Origin of the sequence: Streptomyces sp. NPDC088785 (assembly GCF_044750685.1) — a bacterium.
Lineage (GTDB): Bacteria > Actinomycetota > Actinomycetes > Streptomycetales > Streptomycetaceae > Streptomyces.
The window spans coordinates 32,400-50,111 of record NZ_JBIVKH010000013.1 but is presented as its reverse complement, the minus strand read 5'-3'; the positions used below and the strand labels follow the sequence as shown (position 1 = coordinate 50,111).

Annotated in this window: 19 protein-coding genes; 14 read left to right on the top strand and 5 right to left on the bottom strand. The window is 73.0% G+C overall.

All coding sequences use genetic code 11. The features are described 5' to 3' along the window. Nucleotides 1–149: 149 nt before the first annotated feature. The 3 genes from eccE to ACIP5K_RS28225 all read left to right on the top strand — a co-directional run bounded on the left by eccE (nucleotide 150) and on the right by ACIP5K_RS28225 (nucleotide 5,649). The gene (gene eccE / locus ACIP5K_RS28235; protein WP_401413970.1) at nucleotides 150–1,535 is read left to right on the top strand and encodes a type VII secretion protein EccE; all 1,386 of its coding nucleotides are present in this window, start codon (nucleotides 150–152) and stop codon (nucleotides 1,533–1,535) included. Then, nucleotides 1,535–3,061 carry a hypothetical protein gene (locus ACIP5K_RS28230; protein WP_401413968.1) on the top strand — a complete coding sequence of 509 codons (1,527 nt, stop codon included), beginning with the start codon at nucleotides 1,535–1,537 and terminating at the stop codon, nucleotides 3,059–3,061. The genes eccE and ACIP5K_RS28230 overlap by 1 nt, the downstream gene beginning before the upstream one ends. A gap of 206 nt (nucleotides 3,062–3,267) precedes the next feature. Next, entirely contained in the window at nucleotides 3,268–5,649 is a 2,382-nt protein-coding gene (locus tag ACIP5K_RS28225; protein WP_401413967.1) for an AAA family ATPase, read from the top strand. A 42-nt stretch (nucleotides 5,650–5,691) separates the two neighbouring features. Here the strand turns inward: ACIP5K_RS28225 and ACIP5K_RS28220 are convergent, their stop codons facing one another. After that, nucleotides 5,692–5,994, bottom strand: a complete 303-nt coding sequence (locus ACIP5K_RS28220) for a hypothetical protein (protein ID WP_401413965.1) — start codon at nucleotides 5,992–5,994, stop codon at nucleotides 5,692–5,694. Then, nucleotides 5,991–6,752, bottom strand: coding sequence for a hypothetical protein (locus ACIP5K_RS28215; protein ID WP_401413963.1), 762 nt, complete (start codon nucleotides 6,750–6,752; stop codon nucleotides 5,991–5,993). The genes ACIP5K_RS28220 and ACIP5K_RS28215 overlap by 4 nt, the downstream gene beginning before the upstream one ends. Before the next feature lie 197 nt (nucleotides 6,753–6,949). On the opposite strand from ACIP5K_RS28215, the gene ACIP5K_RS28210 reads away from it, so the two are divergent. The 3 genes from ACIP5K_RS28210 (at nucleotide 6,950) to ACIP5K_RS28200 (ending at nucleotide 8,940) form a co-directional block, all read left to right on the top strand. Further along, nucleotides 6,950–7,288 carry a hypothetical protein gene (locus ACIP5K_RS28210; protein WP_401413962.1) on the top strand — a complete coding sequence of 113 codons (339 nt, stop codon included), beginning with the start codon at nucleotides 6,950–6,952 and terminating at the stop codon, nucleotides 7,286–7,288. A gap of 93 nt (nucleotides 7,289–7,381) precedes the next feature. Then, nucleotides 7,382–8,521, top strand: coding sequence for a hypothetical protein (locus tag ACIP5K_RS28205; RefSeq protein ID WP_401413960.1), 1,140 nt, complete (start codon nucleotides 7,382–7,384; stop codon nucleotides 8,519–8,521). Between the two features lie 53 nt (nucleotides 8,522–8,574). After that, complete coding sequence (locus ACIP5K_RS28200) at nucleotides 8,575–8,940, top strand: hypothetical protein (RefSeq protein ID WP_401413958.1); 366 nt, start codon at nucleotides 8,575–8,577, stop codon at nucleotides 8,938–8,940. 18 nt (nucleotides 8,941–8,958) lie between these two features. Here the strand turns inward: ACIP5K_RS28200 and ACIP5K_RS28195 are convergent, their stop codons facing one another. Then, complete coding sequence (locus ACIP5K_RS28195; RefSeq protein ID WP_401413957.1) at nucleotides 8,959–9,654, bottom strand: hypothetical protein; 696 nt, start codon at nucleotides 9,652–9,654, stop codon at nucleotides 8,959–8,961. A gap of 207 nt (nucleotides 9,655–9,861) precedes the next feature. On the opposite strand from ACIP5K_RS28195, the gene ACIP5K_RS28190 reads away from it, so the two are divergent. From ACIP5K_RS28190 to ACIP5K_RS28175, 4 genes are all read left to right on the top strand, one after another. Further along, nucleotides 9,862–10,200, top strand: coding sequence for a WXG100 family type VII secretion target (locus tag ACIP5K_RS28190; RefSeq protein WP_401413955.1), 339 nt, complete (start codon nucleotides 9,862–9,864; stop codon nucleotides 10,198–10,200). A gap of 100 nt (nucleotides 10,201–10,300) precedes the next feature. Next, on the top strand, nucleotides 10,301–11,422 hold the full coding sequence (locus tag ACIP5K_RS28185) for a PE-PGRS family protein (RefSeq protein WP_401413953.1): 1,122 nt from the start codon (nucleotides 10,301–10,303) through the stop codon (nucleotides 11,420–11,422). Nucleotides 11,423–11,616: 194 nt separating this feature from the next. Further along, nucleotides 11,617–11,943: a WXG100 family type VII secretion target gene (locus tag ACIP5K_RS28180; protein ID WP_401413952.1), complete on the top strand. Its 327-nt coding sequence runs from the start codon at nucleotides 11,617–11,619 to the stop codon at nucleotides 11,941–11,943. Between the two features lie 134 nt (nucleotides 11,944–12,077). After that, nucleotides 12,078–12,368, top strand: a complete 291-nt coding sequence (locus tag ACIP5K_RS28175) for a WXG100 family type VII secretion target (RefSeq protein ID WP_018532910.1) — start codon at nucleotides 12,078–12,080, stop codon at nucleotides 12,366–12,368. A gap of 90 nt (nucleotides 12,369–12,458) precedes the next feature. On the opposite strand, the gene ACIP5K_RS28170 is transcribed toward ACIP5K_RS28175, so the two are convergent. Then, nucleotides 12,459–13,535, bottom strand: coding sequence for a WXG100 family type VII secretion target (locus tag ACIP5K_RS28170; protein ID WP_401413949.1), 1,077 nt, complete (start codon nucleotides 13,533–13,535; stop codon nucleotides 12,459–12,461). Continuing rightward, a complete protein-coding gene (locus tag ACIP5K_RS28165) occupies nucleotides 13,532–13,891 on the bottom strand; it encodes a hypothetical protein (protein ID WP_401413948.1) in 360 nt (119 codons plus the stop codon). The genes ACIP5K_RS28170 and ACIP5K_RS28165 overlap by 4 nt, the downstream gene beginning before the upstream one ends. Nucleotides 13,892–14,335: 444 nt before the next feature. Here ACIP5K_RS28165 and ACIP5K_RS28160 point away from each other — a divergent pair, with 444 nt between their 5' ends. From ACIP5K_RS28160 to ACIP5K_RS28145, 4 genes are all read left to right on the top strand, one after another. Next, entirely contained in the window at nucleotides 14,336–15,991 is a 1,656-nt protein-coding gene (locus ACIP5K_RS28160) for an alpha/beta hydrolase (RefSeq protein ID WP_401413946.1), read from the top strand. Next, a complete protein-coding gene (locus ACIP5K_RS28155; protein WP_401413943.1) occupies nucleotides 15,957–16,523 on the top strand; it encodes a hypothetical protein in 567 nt (188 codons plus the stop codon). The genes ACIP5K_RS28160 and ACIP5K_RS28155 overlap by 35 nt, the downstream gene beginning before the upstream one ends. A 145-nt stretch (nucleotides 16,524–16,668) precedes the next feature. Further along, nucleotides 16,669–17,127, top strand: a complete 459-nt coding sequence (locus ACIP5K_RS28150) for a type VII secretion target (protein ID WP_401413942.1) — start codon at nucleotides 16,669–16,671, stop codon at nucleotides 17,125–17,127. Between the two features lie 193 nt (nucleotides 17,128–17,320). Then, nucleotides 17,321–17,701: a hypothetical protein gene (locus ACIP5K_RS28145; RefSeq protein ID WP_401413941.1), complete on the top strand. Its 381-nt coding sequence runs from the start codon at nucleotides 17,321–17,323 to the stop codon at nucleotides 17,699–17,701. Nucleotides 17,702–17,712 lie beyond the last annotated feature (11 nt).

Genomic DNA, 17,712 nt, shown 5'->3' with positions numbered 1-17,712 from the left:
TACTATGCCGTGTGACGATCGGCCCGTGGCGTACGGGTATCAATTTTCGACGCGCCAGTGAAACTCAGGGCCCGGAGGCCCCGGCCGACCCGGCGCCACCGCCGGACCGGCGGGTCACCACAGCAGCGAGCGAAGGAGCAGGGCGGGGGATGTCCAGCGCCAGCAGGACCCGACAGCGCGGCAATCAGGGGCGACCGGCCCCGGCCGGGCGCCGCGGGACGGGAAGGCCCCAACAGGGCCGGCCGCCCACCCGGCGCGGCGGTCGCACCACACCACCGGCGCAGCCCGAGGCGGCCGTGCGCCCGCCGGCGGGCCCGGTCCGTCCGAGGCTGCCGCGCAAGGCGGGCAGCTTCGGACCGGTCAGCGCCCACCATCTGCTGATCATCCAGATCGCCCTCGCGCTCGTCGTGGCGGCCGCGGCGATCAGCGCCATCCTGATGGTGCCCGCCGCGATCGTCGGCGGACTCCTCGTCTTCTTCAACCTCGGCCGCCGCAGGCGCCATCCGCTCCCCGAGTGGATGGCGATCGGCCGCGCGCTCAAGCGCCGCCGCCGCACCTTCACCGGCCCGCCGCCCGCCGAGGTCGACAGCTCCTTCGCGCCGCTGCTCGAAGCGGACCCGGCGCTGCGCACGCACGAGTACGAGTCCCGCGACCGGCGCCTCGTCGGCTTCGTCGGCGACGGCACCTTCCTGACCACCCTCGTCCAGGTCGACTCCGCGCCGGGGCCGCTGCGGCCGCAGAGCGACGCCCGGCCGCTGCCCGTCGAACTCCTCGCCGACTCCCTGGACGTCGAGGACATCCACCTCGAATCGGTGCAGCTGGTCCAGTACACCCAGCCCGCCCCGGCCCCGCACCTGCCGCCGCAGGCCCTCGCCGCCCAGGCGTACGCGGCCGTCCAGGCGCAGGCCGGCGCCCCCGCGGTCCGGATGACCTGGGTGGCGCTCAAGCTCGACCCCGAGCTCTGCCCCGAGGCCGTCGAGGCCCGCGGCGGCGGGGTGCGCGGCGCGCAGCGCGCCCTGCTGCGCGCCTCCGACCAGCTGATCAGCCGGCTCAACGGACTCGGCTTCCGCGCCGAGGCCCTGGACGAGACCGGCATCATCTCCGCGCTGTCCATGGCCGCCTGCGTCAACCCGCGCGCCAATCTCAACGCCCAGTCGCGCGGCGGCAGTTCCGGTCCGCGCACCGAGGAGACCGTGCGGGCCTGGCGGTGCGACGACCGCTGGCACGCCTCGTACTGGGTCGGTACGTGGCCGCAGCTCGGCCCCGGCGCGACGCCGCTCTCCGCGCTCACCGGCGGACTGTCCACCACCCGCACCATGGCCACCACCGTCTCCCTCGCCGTCTCCGGCGCGGGCCGCGACGACGTCGCCCTCAGCGGGCACGTGCGGCTGTCGGCGCGCAGCGAGAACGAGCTGGACCAGGCCAAGCGCGAGCTCGAACGCTCCTCCACCGCGCTCAAGGCCGGCCTCGTCCGCCTCGACCGGGAACAGCTGCCCGGCCTCCTGGCCACCCTTCCCCTCGGAGGCACGAGCTGATGAGCACCCCCGAAAACCGCGACCCCCGGGACCCGCGCGGGCAGCTGACCCCCGAGGAGCACGCCGAGCAGCAGCGCCGCGCCGCGGAGGCCGCCGAGCGGCGCCGCCAGTGGGAGGCCCAGCAGGCCGCCGCGGCCCAGCAGCAGGGCGGATACGGCTACCCGCAGCAGCAGCAGCAGCAACAACAGCAACCGCAGCAGCAGCTCACGCCCGAGCAGCAGGCCGCGCAGCAGCAGGCCGCCGAGCAGCAGCGTCGCGCGGCCGAGGCCGAGGCGCGCCGCCGGCAGTGGGAGGCGCAGCAGGCGGCGGAGCAGCAGGCGGCCGCCCAGCAGCGCGCCGAGGCCGAACGGGCCGCCGCCCAGCAGGCCGCGGCCCAGCAGGCGGCCGCGCAGCAGCAGGCCGTCGCCGCCCAGCACGCCGAGGAACAGCGGCAGTTGCGCGCCCGCTACCAGGAGGAGCAGCGCCGGGCCGAGGAGGCCGAGGCGCGGCGCCGCCAGTGGGAGGACCAGCAGCGGCAGCAGCAGGCGGCGGCTCAGCAGCAGTTCGCGCAGCCGCCCCAGCCGCAGCCTCAGGCGCAGCCCCAGCCTCAGGCGCAGCCCCAACAGGCGCCGCCCCAGGGCGCGTTCCAGGGCGGCATCCCCGCGCAGGGCGACTTCTCCGGCGGTGCGGGCCACCTCCAGCAGCAGCCCGCGCCGGAACCGGCCGCCTCCACCACCATGACGTACGCCCCGGCCCCCGAGGTCGGCTCCGGCCGGCCCACGCACCGGGCGCTGCCCGACGAGCCCGACGCCGACGACGACGACTTCGCCGAGTTCGAGGAGGAGTTCAGCCACGCGGGCTACGGCCTGCGCGGCCCGCGCCGCCGCCGGCACGTCCTGCCGAAGAAGTCCCTCGGCTCGCTCGGCGTCAGCGTCGGCGACGACGGCGTCGTCATCGGCGTCGACCCGCAGGGCATGCCCGCCGTCCTCGACGTGCTGCGCCCCAAGCCGCTCGACGTGGTCGTCGTCGGCTCGATGTGGACCGCCCAGATCATCGCGCTGCGCACCGCGGCCGTCGGCGCCCGCATCGCCGTCGAGTCGGTGCGCCCCCAGGCGTGGGCGCCGATGGCCCAGGCGGCGGGCGGCGGTCTGCAGTGCGTCGCGGTGTACGAGCCGGGCCAGCTCGCCGCGCAGGGCGCGTCGGTCGCCAGCCCCGTCCTCGTCGTGCGCGACCTGGGCGCCCAGCCCGGACGCTCCCAACTCGCGCCCATGCCCTGGCAGTCGACGCTCACCGTGGTCCCGTTCCTCGGCCCGCGCGCGCCGCGGCTGCTCACCCGGGCCGACGTGATCGGCCTCCAGAGCGTCTCCCCGCAGGAGGCCGAGGTCATCGGGCGCGTGCTGCGGCTGCCCGAGCAGCTCACCCGGACGCTGCCGACGCTCAGCGACGCGACGATGCTGTGGATCGCGGGCGGCAAGCACCAGTACGTGATGGTGCAGCCGACGGATCCGGAGACCGGTCTGCTCGGCGGTCCGCGCCGCATGGACTGACGGCCGGACCCTGCGTCCGGCCCCGCCGAGGGGCGGTACGGGAGTCGTGCGTACCGCCTTTACGGTGGGTGCCCCGCAGCGTTTAGGCTGTCGTGACGAACGGCAATGACGCACATGGTGCGGGACCGCCTCAGCGGCCCGGGGGACGAACGGGGAGCCCTGCCAGGCCCAGTCGTTCAGATGCACAGCCAAGACCAGGAGGCGTAGTGACCAGTGACCGGGACCAGCGGAACCCGGACCTCGGCGACGGATCGATCGAGACGGAACTGACTGGCGAGTTCCACCTCGACTTCGACGCGCCGTCCTGGTACACGAATGCGGGTGAACCGGGCGCCGCGGCGCCCGACGCCCCCCGGTCCGGCACGCCCGCGACCCCCGCGCCGCCCGCCCAGTCCGCGGCCGCGGCGGCCCCCGGCTTCCCGAGCTTCGGGACCCCGGGCGCGCCGACGGGCCCCGGCACGGCACCGGCCGAGCAGCAGGGCGCCGGGGACGCCGCGGCACCCGCACCCGTCGCGCCCCCGGCCCCGCCCGCTCCCGCCGAGGACCCGGCCGAGTCGAGCCACCGGTCCGGCGTCGTGGACCCCACGGGCGACCTGTGGGGCGACGACGAGGACGACGAGGCCCCGGCCGCCGAGCCCCACGCCGACACCGCCGCACCGGCACAGCAGCCCACTCAGGCACCGCAGGCACCGCAGGCCGCGCAGGTCGCGCCGCCCGCCCCCGCGCCCGAGGCACCCGCCCCCGCTCCCGCCCCGGCGACCCCCGCGCCCGCCGCACCGCAGCCCCAGCAGCAGCTCCCGGGCCAGCCGGTACCGCCCGCCCAGGGCGCGCCGCTGCCGCCCGCCGAGGCGTACGGCTACCCGCAGCAGCAGCCCGCGCAGCCGACCCCGGGCGCGCCGCTGCCGCCCGCCGAGAACTACGGCTACCCGCAACAGCAGGCCCCGGCCCAGCCCGCGCCCCCGGCCGGCGGCTACGGCTACCCGCAGCCCCAGCAGCAGCCCCCGCAGCCCCAGCAGGGCGCGCCGCTCCCGCCCGCCGCGGGCGGTTACGGCTACCCGCAGCCGCAACCCCAGCCGCACCAGCAGGCTCCGGGCCAGCAGCCGACCCCGGGCTACCCGCAGCACCAGCAGCCCGCCCCCGGCCAGCCGATGCCGCCGCAGACACCGAACCCGTACGGCCAGCAGCCCGCACCCGCGCAGCAGCAGCCGCCCGTCGGGTACGGCTACCCGCAGCAGCCCGGCCAGCCCCAGCCCGGCCAGCAGCAGCCTCCGGCCCCGCAGCAGCCCCAACCGCAGCCGGGCCAGGCCCCGTTCGGCCCGTACGGCCAGCAGCAGCCCTACCAGCAGCCGGCCCCGCAGGCCGCCGCTCCGGCGCCCGCGCCGACCCCGTACCCCCAGCCGTCGGCCGACCCCCGTGCGGGCTGGGACCCGGGCGCGGGCCAGCAGCGGTCGGCGCCCGGCGCGCCGCTCGGCTACAACGCGCAGGTCGAGCTGAGCTCCGACCGCCTGCTGCGCAACCAGCCGAAGCGGAAGAACAACAACAAGGGCCCCAGCAAGTTCAAGCTGGGCGCCAAGGCCGCCGAGGCCGAGCGGCAGCGCAAGCTGGAACTGATCCGCACGCCGGTCATGTCCTGCTACCGCATCGCCGTGATCAGCCTCAAGGGCGGCGTCGGCAAGACGACCACGACGATGTCCATCGGCGCCTCGCTCGCCTCCGAGCGGCAGGACAAGATCCTCGCGATCGACGCCAACCCGGACGCCGGCACGCTCGGCCGCCGCGTGCGCCGCGAGACCGGCGCGACCATCCGCGACCTGGTGCAGAACATCCCGCACCTGCACTCGTACATGGATATCCGCCGCTTCACCTCGCAGGCGCCCTCCGGCCTGGAGATCATCGCCAACGACGTGGACCCGGCCGTCTCGACGTCCTTCAACGACGCCGACTACCGCGCCGCCCTCGACGTCCTCGGCAGGCAGTACCCGATCATTCTGACCGACTCCGGCACCGGTCTGCTCTACTCCGCGATGCGCGGAGTCCTGGACCTGGCCGACCAGTTGGTCATCATCTCCACCCCGTCGGTGGACGGCGCGTCCAGCGCCAGCACCACCCTCGACTGGCTGTCGGCGCACGGCTACGCGGACCTCGTCCAGCGTTCCCTGACCGTCATCTCCGGGGTCCGCGAGACCGGCAAGATGATCAAGGTGGACGACATCGTCAGCCACTTCGAGACCCGGTGCCGCGGGGTCGTCGTCGTGCCGTTCGACGAGCACCTGGCGGCGGGCGCCGAGGTCGACCTCGACATGATGCGCCCGAAGACCCGGGAGGCGTATTTCGAGATCGCCGCCCTGATCGCCGAGGACTTCGCGCAGCGCGGCCAGAGCCAGCTGCAGGCGGGCCCCATGTTCGGCGCCCAGCCCGGCATGCCCCCGGCCGGCTACCCCCAGCAGCAGGGCTACGCGCCCCAGCCCCCGGCGCCCCAGCCCGGCTACGGCTACCCGCAGCAGCCCCAGGCCCCCCAGCAGCCGCAGCCGCAGCAGGGCGGCGGCGGCCTGCCCTCGGGCTGGACGCAGCAGCCGCCGCCGCAGTAGCGGCGCCCTCCTCGTACGGCGCCCCGCGGTCATCCGCCCGCTTCAGAGCTGGAAGGACGACCGCGGGTGCTGGTCGAGCCGGGCGGTCCACGCGGGCACGTCGATGGCGTCGTGGGGGAACGTGAACGGTCCCGGCGGTGCACCCGGCCGCACGGCGGTGGTGTTCAGCGTGGTCTCGCCGCCGGGCGCGCCGACCCCGGGCGAGCCGAGGAACGTAGCGAGCCGAGGAACGCAGCGAGCAGGAACGTGCGGAATGCCGTGGCCGTCCGCTCCCGGGCCGCCGTCCCCGGCGCCCGGGCGGCCCAGGCGGGCGCGACCCGCCCGGGCGCCCTGACCGGGCCTCACACCAGCAGGCTCGCGAAGGCCCCGAACATCAGCAGCACCCGGAAGACGATGGCGAGAAGCAGCCCGACGCCGCCGATCACCCACAGCCAACTCTCGGTGTTCGTCGCCCACTTGGGCAGACTCGCGGTCCCCTCGCTGTACGACGGGCCGATGCCCTTGCGGGGGAAGTGGCCCGCGCCGACACAGGTGATGCTGTAGCCGAGGACGATCACCGCGAAGAAGCCGAGGCACAGGCAGTTGGCGATCGACAGCCAGCTCGTGACGTGCAGACCGCCGTCGGCGGAGCGGTTGACGTCCACCTCGTATCCCGGCTCGTAACCGCGGTCCAGGTCCTGCTTGCGGATCTCGCTGATGGCGTCGCCGTCACCGCCGCCCTGGTTCCCGTCCAGGGTGAGGCGCGCGGAGCGGTCCACGACGGAGCCGTCGGACGAGCGGAACGTGCCCTCGCAGGTGAGTTCACGCACCCGCTTGGTGGGGTGCGAGCCGCTGGAGCGCCCGCCGCCCGCACCGAACTGGGTCTCGCAGGTGCTGATGGTCAGCGCGCCCCGCGTGCCCACGAGTCCCGAGGACAGGGCGGCGGTCGAGAAGCCGTACCAGATCACCGCGAGCGCGGCGACGGCCAGCGCGACCCCGAACCAGCGTCCGACCGGGGACGGCGGTACGGGGGTGGCGGGGGACCCCTCCGCGGCGGCCCCCCGAGCCGCGGGATCCGGCACGGGGGGCGGTGCGGGGGAGGCGGGCGAGGGGGGAGAGGTCATGTCGAAGTTTCCGTGAGAGGCCCGGTGATGGGGGGAAATGCCAGGTCGGCGGCGCTGTGACGGGTGCCCGTGGCGGTGCTGGGCCCGGAGCGTGAAGACACCGTGCCTGCCGTGCCGCCTGAGGATGTGGTCGACTACAGTACGACATTCGGCTCGCGGAGCCGGTACGGGCAGCAGAGCGGCGGGGGGAGCAGTCCATGGCGGGCGCTGGATACGACATCGACGCGGACGTCCTGAGGTCCCAGGGGCGCGCCTTCGCGCGCCTCGGCGAGGACTTCGGATCCGCGGCGACGAAGTCGGGCGACGCGATCGGGGAACTCGAGGACGGATTCGGCGACGACGACGCCGGAGTGGCCACCACGATCCTCGACTTCTACAAGCCGATCAGCGCCGGGATCCGGGACTCGCTCGAACACCTCACGGAGGCCCTGAAGGGCGTCGGCGAGAAGCTCGACTCCATGGCCGAGCAGTACGACAAGACGGAGCAGGACCACTACCGGGCGCTCATGCAGGCGTCGCAGAACCGCGGGGCCTGACCCCTCCCACCGGGTCCGCCCTCCCACAGGGCGCGGGCACCCGACGCGGGGCGAGCACGCCCCGGCGTAGACGTATCGCTGAGGAGCAAGCACGTGGCCTGGGACGAGATCACCGTACTGCCGCCCGAACTCGACTGGATTCTCGACCTGCTCGGGTTCGACTGGCCGAACCTCAATGAAGTCAAGATGATCGAGGCCGCCAACGAGTGGCTCCAGCTCGGTCAGGCCGCGGCCGACGCGCAGACGCAGGGCAACTCGGCGGCGCAGCCGATCACCGCCTTCTCCGGCGAGGCCGTCGAGAAGTTCACCGCCGAGTGGGGCAGGTTCGCGGACGCGGCGCTGGGCGTCGGCTACCTCGACGTGATCACCATGGCGTCGGGCGCCCTGGCCGGCGCGCTCACCGCCTGTGCGGCGATCGTGGCCGAGATGAAGCTGGCCATCATCATCCAACTCATCGACCTGGCCATCGAGTTCGCGGCGGCGCAGGCCAGTGCCGTTTTCACGCTCGGCGCCTCGGAGGCGGCCTTCGCCGCCCGCGTCGTCATGGTCAGGCAGCTCGTCGGGCGGCTGCTCAAGGAAGCCGCGCAGAAGGTCTGGCAGGCCGTCCAGGAGGCGCTCAAGGAGCGGGTCGTCAAGGAGGCGAAGACCATCCTGGAGGACCTGGCCAAGGACACCCTGAAGTCCGTCGCCAGTGAGGCGGCGACGCAGAGCATCAAGGTGAGCCTCGGCGCGGGAGGCGGTCTGGGGGAGTCCCTGCTGGGACTCGGGGCCGCCACCGTCAACCCCGCGATGGGGAAGGTGGCCGGCGAGATCTCCGTGAACGACGACGGAAACGGCTACGACTTCGAGGCCAAGGCGGGCGGCAAGGTCGTGCAGGGCCTCGCGGCGGTCGACGCGGGCGACCCGGGCGGGCTGCGGACCGCCGTGCAGGGCGCGGGCGAGCTGTTCGACAACGCCACCGAGAAGCCGTCCGCGGAGTCGGGCACCTCGACCCCGTCCACGGCGGACACCCCCACCACGGCGGACACCCCCACCACGGCGTCCGAGCCGTCCGAGCCGTCCGAGCCGTCCGAGCCGTCCGAGCCGTCCGAGCCGTCCACGCCGTCCACGCCGTCCACGCCGTCCTCGCCGTCCTCGTCCCCGGCACCGGCCCCGGCCGCCGCGCCCGCGGAACCGGCCACCGCGTCCGTCGGGGGCTCGGAGGCCGCCCAGGTCCGCGCCACGTTCGGCTGACGCCTTCACGCACCCACCACCAGCTACGCATCCACAAGGGGGAGCCCCACACCATGAACACCGGACCCGGAAACCGCGACCGCCTCGACGCACTCGGCGAGCGCGACTATCCCATCGAGGACAAGAACCTCACCGAGGAGCAGAACGAGCACCTCACGGCATCCCTGCGCAAGGTCCGCGACCTGCCGAACGCCCCGGCCGCGCTCCAGGACCTGGCCCGTCAACTCCTGTCCGGCCGGATGGAGTTGAAGGACGTACTGGACAGCCCGGCCGGCCACCGCGCGCTCGGCGAGGGACTGGCCCCGCTGCGCGAGCAGTGGAAGAACATGTCGCCGCAGGAGCGCCAGCGGGTGCGCGAGTACGACCCGGACGAGGACCCGCAGGGCGGCGGCGCCGTCCGCGACAGCCGCATCCGGTAGCGGCGCGGACCGGCGGCGCTAGAGCGCGTACCCGAGGAGCAGCGACACCAGCGCCCCCAGTGCGCCGGCCGCGCCGAGCGCGAGGACGACCGGCCGTGTCGCGCCGCGCGCCGACGCGCGCCAGGCCTCCTGGTACGACACCTGGCAGCGCCTGCCGGGGAAGTAGCCCGTGACGGTGCAGAAGACGCCGAGCGCGACGCCGATGAGTAGTGCGCAGGCCGCGGCGAAGTCGAACCCGGCGTGCCGGGCGTCGGAGAGCACGTAGTCGAAGTCGCGCCCGGCGGACACGGCCCCGCCCGCCCGGGTCACCGCGACCGTCTCGCCCGCCGTGCGGCGCGTCTCGGTGTCCAGGACCGCGTCGGGGTCCTTCGTGCCGCCGTCGTCCGAGGTGAACGTGCCGTGGCAGTCGTAGCTGCGCCGCGTCCGGTAGTGCCCGTGCGTGCGATGACGCTCGTACGTGGTGACGCACTTGTCGACCTTCAGCTCGCCGTGCGTGCCGCGCACCCCGGCCGCGTACAGGCCCTCCCAGGCGAAGTAGCCGCCGAAGAACAGCGCGACGACGACGATGCCGGCCCCGACCAGCCGCCCCAGGACCGGAACCTTCCGGCCCGCCGGGTACGGCGACGGGGGCGGTGGGCCCCACGGTGGTTGCCGGGGCCGCGGCTGCTGGGAGGGGTTCGCCTGCTGGTACGGATTCGGCTGCTGGTCGGCCATGTCGGGGTCTCGGGTTCCTCGCGGTGGGGGCGCGGACGGCGGGCCGCTGCACGGTAGCGCAGGGACATGGCGTGGGTGTGAGCGCGGGGTGGGGATTGCGCGGGGTGAGGATGGAGCGGGCGGTGAATCGCTGGTAACCGGCAGCACTAGAGTGACGGCTTTCCACGCGACGCGGTTCCGCGGTACCGCGGTACTCAGGGGGAGCGCATGGCAGGCACCGGTTACGACGTCGATCCGGCCGTTCTGAAGGACCAGGGCGGGGTGTTCACGGACCTCGGCGCCGACTTCAAGGCCGCGACCGAGAAGCTCGCGTCGTCGCTCGAAGCGGCCGAGTCGGGCTGGGGCGAGGACATCATCGGCACCTTCGCCGGCCTCTACGGGCCGGTGCGCGACGGCATGCTCGACTCGATGGCGCACCTCGCCTCGGAACTCGACACGATCGGCACGAACCTCGCGGTCATGGGCGCGCGGTACGAGCTGACCGAGGACGAGCGGACCCGCAGCATCGTGACGTACGCCGCCCGGCGGCCCGGCATCACGCACTGACCGAGCACCGGACGGGGGATGCGGTTCCGCCGACGCCCCCGTCACCACACACGGGGCGTGCGCGTTCATCAGGACGTACGCACACGGGGAGTCGCACACCATGGCCTTGACCTTGCCGTCGGAGATCGAGTGGGTCCTGGATCTGCTCGGCTACAGCTGGCCGGACGCCGACGAGGACAGGATCCACGAAGCGGCCCAGGCGTGGCGGGAGTTCGCGGGAGCGGTCCGCCGGGCGCAGGGCACGGGCACCGGCGCGGCCCGGACCGTCCTCGCCGCCAACTCCGGTGCGGCGGTGGAGGGTTTCGGTGCCGCGTGGCAGAAGTTCTCCGGCGCGGGCGGCGGCTATCTGGAGGACGCGGCACAGGCCGCCGAGATCCTCTCCTTCGCCCTCGACGCGGTCGCGCTGGTGGTCATCGGGAGCAAGGTCGCGGTGATCGCGCAGCTCATCGCGCTCGCCATCGAGATCGCCGCCGCGCAGGCCGCCGCGCCGCTCACCCTCGGGCTGTCGGAGCTCGGGGCCGCGGGCGCGACCCAGGCCACCCGGCTCGTCGTGCGCCGGCTGCTCGACGAGCTGAAGCGGCTGGTGCTCAGGACGATCGAGGACGCCGTCGAGCAGGCCTCCGTGAAGGCGATCAGGGAGATGATCGTGGAGGTGCTGAAGGAGGCCGCCGCCGAGGCGGGAAGGGCCGCCGGCCGGAGCATCGTCGAACAGGGCGTCAAGACCCACTTCGGAGCGCAGCGGAGCATCGACTTCGGCGCGGCGGCGGGGGCCGGCTACGAGTCCTTCAAGGAGACGGCCGTCAGCGGCATCAGGGACGGGCTCCAGGAGAAGGCGGACGGCATCACGGGCCTCGTCGACCCGCGGACGTACATCGACGCGGGGACCGACCGGGCGACCGAAGCGGCCGGGAACCGGGTCCGGTCCGGGGTGGACGCGCTGCGCGGTGGGGCGGGTGCCGGTGGATCCGGTGCCGATGAAGTCGGTGGGTCCGGTGTCGACGAGGCCGGTGGGTCTGGTGCCGATGAGGTCGGTGGGTCCGGTGCCGACGGGCCGGCGGGGGCATCGGTATCATCGGGAGCCACATCCACGGCGGCCTCTTCCACCACACCGGCCCCACCGTCTCCCGGCGCCTCCGGACCCGTCGGCGCCTGGGGAGAAGCCGGGGCCTCGGGTTCCGGATCTGTGGCGGAGGAGGAGCGGGTCAGGGCCACCTTCGGCTGAGGCCTGATGCGTCTGTGACAATGTGAGAGTCCTGTCACGGTGCGGGCCAACCCGGGTAACAACCTTGGTGGCCGTGTCAATTGTGACTAAAGTACGGTCGCGGCACTCCCGAGAAGTGCCACCCGCGCGCGGGGTTCCCTGAGGAAGCCGGGAGTCGCGGGGACCGAAGTCGAATCTCATGGGGGCAAGTGGCCATGGCTGGTCAGTTTAATGTCACGCACGAGGAGATGGTCGCGTTCAGCGGCCGTATCTCCCAGGTGAACGAGTCCATCCAGGGTGAGATCCAGCGCCTCCAGACGGTGGTCGACTCGATCACCTCCGGCTGGAAGGGCTCGGCGGCCAACGCGTACAACAGCCTGCAGAACCAGGTGAATGAGGACGCGACCGCGCTGAACCGGGTCCTCAACGAGATCAAGGAAGCGATCGACTCGACGGCGAGCAACTACCAGTCGTCCGAAGAGGAGCAGGCCGCGTCCATCGGTCACATCTCCTCGGGTGCCGAGGCCTCCCCGTTCGGCTGAGCCGCACGGACCGCTCGACCTTCCCGAGCTCGCGGCGGACTTCCGCCCGCCGCTCGTAGCTCTTGGCTCGCAGTTCTCAGCTCGTAGCCCGCAGAGCTTTCTCACCGTTCGTCCACAATCCCCCGGGGGAGATCATGTCCGGTCAGGTTCTGGTCAATTTCCAGACCATTTCCCAGGCGTCCCAGGACGTCAAGTCCACCGCCAGCAACGTGCGTCAGCAGCTCGACGACCTCGAGGCCGGCGTCAAGCGCATCGCTTCGAGCTGGGAAGGTGCCGCCCAGGAGGGCTACCAGGCCAAGCAGAACGAGTGGGACCAGCGCGCCGCGTCCCTGCACTCGACGCTGGAGTCCATCGCCCGCGCCCTGGACACGGCCGCCCAGAACTACCAGCAGACCGAGCAGCGGAACACCAACGTCTGGTCGTGACGCCCAGCGGTACCCGCCCGGGGGCGGCAGATGCATCCGCATCTGCCGCCCCCGGTGGTATGTGCGCCCCGGCCGCCCCGCCGGGCCGGCTCATCCGAACGCCCCGAACTTCTCGGTGTCGGGCCCGCCCCGCAGGCGCCGCACGTGGTGTTCGTCGCTCGCGGCGGCACTCTCCCGCGTGTCCTTGAGGCGGTCACCGGCCGTCCCCGCGCCCACGCCGACGGCGCCGTTGACGCCGACGTCGATGCCGAGCCCGCGCGCCCCGCCGAGCCGCCTCGGCGTATGGAGGGCGTGCTGGGCGGCGGCCCCACCCGCGGCGCCGCCCAGGCCGCCGGTGACCGCGCCGATGCCGATCTGCGCGGCGTCATTCCTCTCGCCCCTGACCGCGTTGGTGGCCAGGTCCCCCGCGACGCTCGCTCCGGCGCCGCCGACGCCGCCGGTCACCGCGCTCTCGACGATCCCGCCGCCGAGCCGTCCGCCGATCGCCGCCCCGGCCCCGGCGCCGCCCAGGACACCGAATCCGGCGTTCACGAGGTTCTCCCGCCACTGGAGGCCCTTGCCGCCGACGACGCTCGTCGCCATGCCCGACCCGAGGCCACCGGCGTACTGGACCCCCGTCGTCAGCAGCAACTTCATCGCCCTGTGGTGACGCGCCATGGTCTGCACCGCGCGGAAGCACCGGGCCACCCTGCTCAGCAGGGCGCCCAGACGGGTCGCGGCCCGGGCGGCCTGGCCGGCGAGGCGCACCGCGTTCGCGGCGCCCGCGGCCGCCCCGAATCCGACGGTGACGAAGGACAGCGCCACGCCCGCGGCGACGGAGACACCGATCTCCAGGTAGATCTGATGGATCTCCTCGTTGACCTCCTCGATGGACTTCGCCGCCTCGTCCAGGCCGCGGGCGGCCTCCTCGAACAGGGGCAGCGTCGCGTCGACGGCCTTCGTCAGCTCATTCCAGTGGGCCGAGAAGGCGTCGGCCGCGGCGCCCCGCCAGTGCTCGCCCAGCGTGCTCTCCACCTGCTGGTCCAGCTCGGAGAAGAGGGAGCCGAGGCGGGTGCGCATGGCCCGCCAGCCGTCGGCCGCGTCCCGCAGGACGTCCGGGCGGCCACCGGGATCGATGACCTCGATGCCCGCCTCGTAGACCTCCTCGGCCACCCCCTCGCCACTCACCGCCCACCACCGGCACGGCCGCCTTCGGCGGTGTGGCCGGGGCCGCCGTGGAACAGGTCCGCCAAGGTGCCGTCCGCGGACGCGGTGTTGTGGGCGTTGTCCCGCAGCCCCGCCCCGATCTCGTCCAGATGGCGCCGGATGCCGTCGAACGACGCGGCCATCCCCTCCGCCAACTCGATGTAGGCCGAGGTCACTTCGGCGGACTCCGTCAGCACGCCGAACCCGTCGTGGATCTGCTCGCTCCCGGTCCTCGATCTGAACTCCCTGGCGTAGCTCTCAAGGTCGTACGCGTACGCCTCGAAGCTCTTGCCGAGCCTCGTCAGCCCGGCCCCGTCGATGTACATGCCGTCGGCCACGCCCTCAACTCCGTCCACTGGAACCGGCTTTACCGCCGCGGACGCTAGTGGGCGCGAAGGCGTCACCGGGGCACGGTCAACGGAGCGCGGCGCACCGCCCGTGGCCCGGCCGCGCGCCCACCACCCGCGGGACCCGTGTCGACGTACCGCCCGGGGTGCCCGCGCCGCTCACTCCTTCGGTGACCGGCGCGGGGCGGCACACCACTCGATCCGCGTACGTGGGGGAGCGACCCGCGTGCCCGGGGGAGTGGCCGGAGGAGAACCCCGTAAAGCGCGTACGTGTGTTCGCTCGCTGTTCTACAGTCGGTGACCGCAAGGCGGCAGCTGGAGATCATCCGAAGCGGGGGCTTCGCACCATGTCCAAAGGGCCTGTTCCGACGTGCGGTTCGCCGATGCCGATGCCGATGCCGATGCCGATGGCGAGCAGAGCGGGCGGGGTCCGTCGTGGCTTCTGACTTCGCCCGGCTGCTGAAGCAGGACTTCTCGGACACGGAGGCGTCGGCCGCGGCCTGGCGCGCCCTCGCCACCACGGCGGACACCCTGACGAGCCGTCACAGAACGTCCGTGACCGGCCCTCTGCACCGGTCCTGGAAGGGCGACGACGCGGACAGCGCCCTCTTCTTCCTGGAGGACGTCGAGTCGCGGCTGAGCGTGGTCGAGACCGAGGCGATGGCCGTCGCGCGCGTCGTGGACACCACCCGCGTGTGGATGGAGTCGGCCCAGACCGCCCTGCGCAACGCCGTACGCCGCGCCGAACAGGACCACTTCGCGGTCGACGGCGACGGCTGGGTCACCGACCCGACCACCGCGGACCTCCCGCACAACGACCCCGACGCCCGGCAGATCATCGCCGACCGCAACCATCTGCTCGGCCAGTACCGGGCCCGGATCGACGAGGCCCTGACCGACGCCCGCAAGGCCAGCGACGACGGCGCGAAGGCGCTCGGCCGGCTGAACGGCGACATCCTCACCGACCCGCTCAGCCACGACGCGGCGGCCGAGTCCGCCGACGACACCCGGCTGGCGATGAAGGACATCGGCGTCCAGGACCCGCAGATCCCCCGGGACGACCCGAAGGGCGCGGCGGCCTGGTGGAAGGCGCTCAGCCCCGAGGAGCGGCAGGAGTACACCACGCTCTACCCGCAGCAGATCGGGGCGACCGACGGCCTGCCGACCGACGTCCGCGACGACGCGAACCGCACCGCCCTCGGCCAGGAGCTCAACGCCCTCCAGGAGGGCAACTACGACGAGGACTTCCCCGGCGAGAGCGACGAGACCGTCAACCAGCGCCTGCTGAACGCCGAGTTGCTGAGCAACCGCCTCGACGCGGGCGACAGCGCGCGCCCGGGCAAGGAGCTGTACCTCATCGGCTACGACTCCAAGGACGACGGCCGGGCGATCATCGCGATGGGCAACCCGGACACCGCCGACCACACGGGCATCCTGGTGCCCGGGACCAACACCGACATGGAGGGCGTCCCCGGCCAGCTCAACCGGATCAGCATGCTCCAGGAGTCGGCCATGAAGAAGTCCGACGGCGAGAGCGTCGCCATGGTCACCTGGCTCGGGTACGACGCGCCCGAGGCGTCCGGGACCGACTTCGACAGCGTCGGCGGGAAGGGGCGGGCCGAGGACGCCGCGCCGGACCTGCGGCGGTTCGTCGCGGGCACGCACGCCGCGCACGACGGTCCCCCCGGCCACACCACCGTGATGGGACACAGCTACGGCTCGACCGTGGTCGGCGCCGCGGCGGCGGGCGGCCACGGCCTCGGCGCCGACGACGTGGTGGTCGTGGGCAGCCCCGGCATGACCGTGCACGAGGCCTCCGACCTCCAGATGGACCCCGAGCACGTGTGGGTCGGCGGCGCCGACGACGATCCCATCATCAACAACTTCGCCGGGCTCACCCTGGGGGACGACCCGCTGCGGGCACCGTTCGGCGGCAACAACTTCGAGGTCGACACCCACGGGCACAGCGGCTACTGGGACCGGGACAGCGACTCCCTGGCCAACCAGGGCGCCATCATCGCGGGCAAACCACCCACGGAAGTACCGAAGGAAGTCAATGACGATCCGGAGCAAGGCTCCTTCATCGGCTAGAGAACGCGCCGTCCGCACCGCCGTCGCCCTGTGCGCCGCGATGCTGCTGACCGGAGGATGCATGTCCCAGGACGACGACCGCAACGCCCCGCTGCCGCGGATGGCCAAGGACACGGCGCTGAAGTGGGCGAAGGACCACACCGCCCACCTGGCCCGGGTCGCCGGGGTCGACCTGCTCCCCGACACGGCCAGGACGGTGTTCGAGGACTGCGTGGGCGCACACGACGAAGTCGCCGACGACGGGCGCTACAGCCTCCTCTACTACGTCTATTCACCGGCGCCCGCGACCGAACACACCCGTATCGTGCGCACCCTGCGCGACGAACTCAGGAAGAGCGGGTACGAGGTCACCGGCTACCGCGAGTTCAAGAGCGCCTACGAGTCGTCGGTGCTGCGCGCGCGGAACAAGAAGAACCAGTACTCCGTGGAGGCAGAGACGGTCGGCTCGGGCAAGAAGAAGCCGCAGCGCTTCTCCTTCTCCGTGAGCACCCCGTGCCTGCTGCCGCCGGGCGCCGAGCAGCAGCAGTTCTGAACCGGGAGGCCGGACGGGCGAGCGCCGGGTGAGCGAGGACCGGGCGGTGGTCGAGAGCCGGGTGAGCGGTAGTAGTGCAGAGATGCCGTCGATGCCGGCAGGGCACAGGGCACAGAGCAGAGGGCACAGGGCAGAGGAGCCGTGAATGTCGAACGAAACGCATGTGGACCCCGCCGAACTCCGCGCCTCCGCCAAGGCCGCCGACGCGCTGGCCGACGACCTGAAGGGCCCGGCGGACAAGGCGGTCAAGGAGTCCGACACCGCGGGAGGCTCCCTCTCCGGCTGGGCGTTCGGTTCGGCGCTCCAGGAGGTCTCCACCAGCTGGAAGCCGGCCCTGGACGGCCTCCGCGCCCGCGTCCGCGCCGGAGCGGCCAACCTCCGCGCCTCGGCCGACGGCCACGAATGGAACGACGAACGCACCGGCAAGGACTTCGAGAACCTGGGCGCGACGGCGGGCACGGGCGCGGACACCCCGACGGCCCGTTCGGCTCCCGGCGCGATGCCCGCACCACTGCGGCGTACGCCCGACAGCGCCAACACGTCGACCCACGAAGGCAGTTCGGCGGACACCCGGCCCGCCGCCGGGGCGAATCCCTTCGGGTGAACCCGGCCGCCACGTGCGACCGCGACGCAAGCCGTGTATCCGCCACGCTTGTCGCGCAGTTGTGACAGGGAGCACCGGGCGGGCTGCGGGTGCTGTTCGATAGTCTAGAGACAGACTTGTGACAGGGGACCGGACTTACTTCCCCGCATGGGGATGAACGGGACTAGCGGGACGAACGGGGAGGGCCAAGGGCATGGCCGGTGACGGGTACAAGGTCGATCTGAGTGCGCTCGACCAGGTCATCAAGAAGCTGAACGGGGTCATCAGCGACCTCGGGAAGACCAGCGCGGACACCAAGCACAACACGTACCTGCCGAAGGGCGCTCTGGGGACCGGGTTCGACGAGGCCCAGAAGCTGAGCTCCGCGCACGACGAGATGAAGACGTATCTCGAAGCCGTCGTCGACCACCTGGAGTCGGTGATGGACGACTTCGGTACGAAGACGAAGCGGGCGCACGGGGCCTACCAGGACGCGGAAGCGACCACCGCCAGCTCGGTGCACGGGGCTTCGACGTCGTCGTCCGGCGGATCCCCGGGCGGGAACTACAGCACGACGTCCGGATCGATGGCGTGACGTACTGGGCC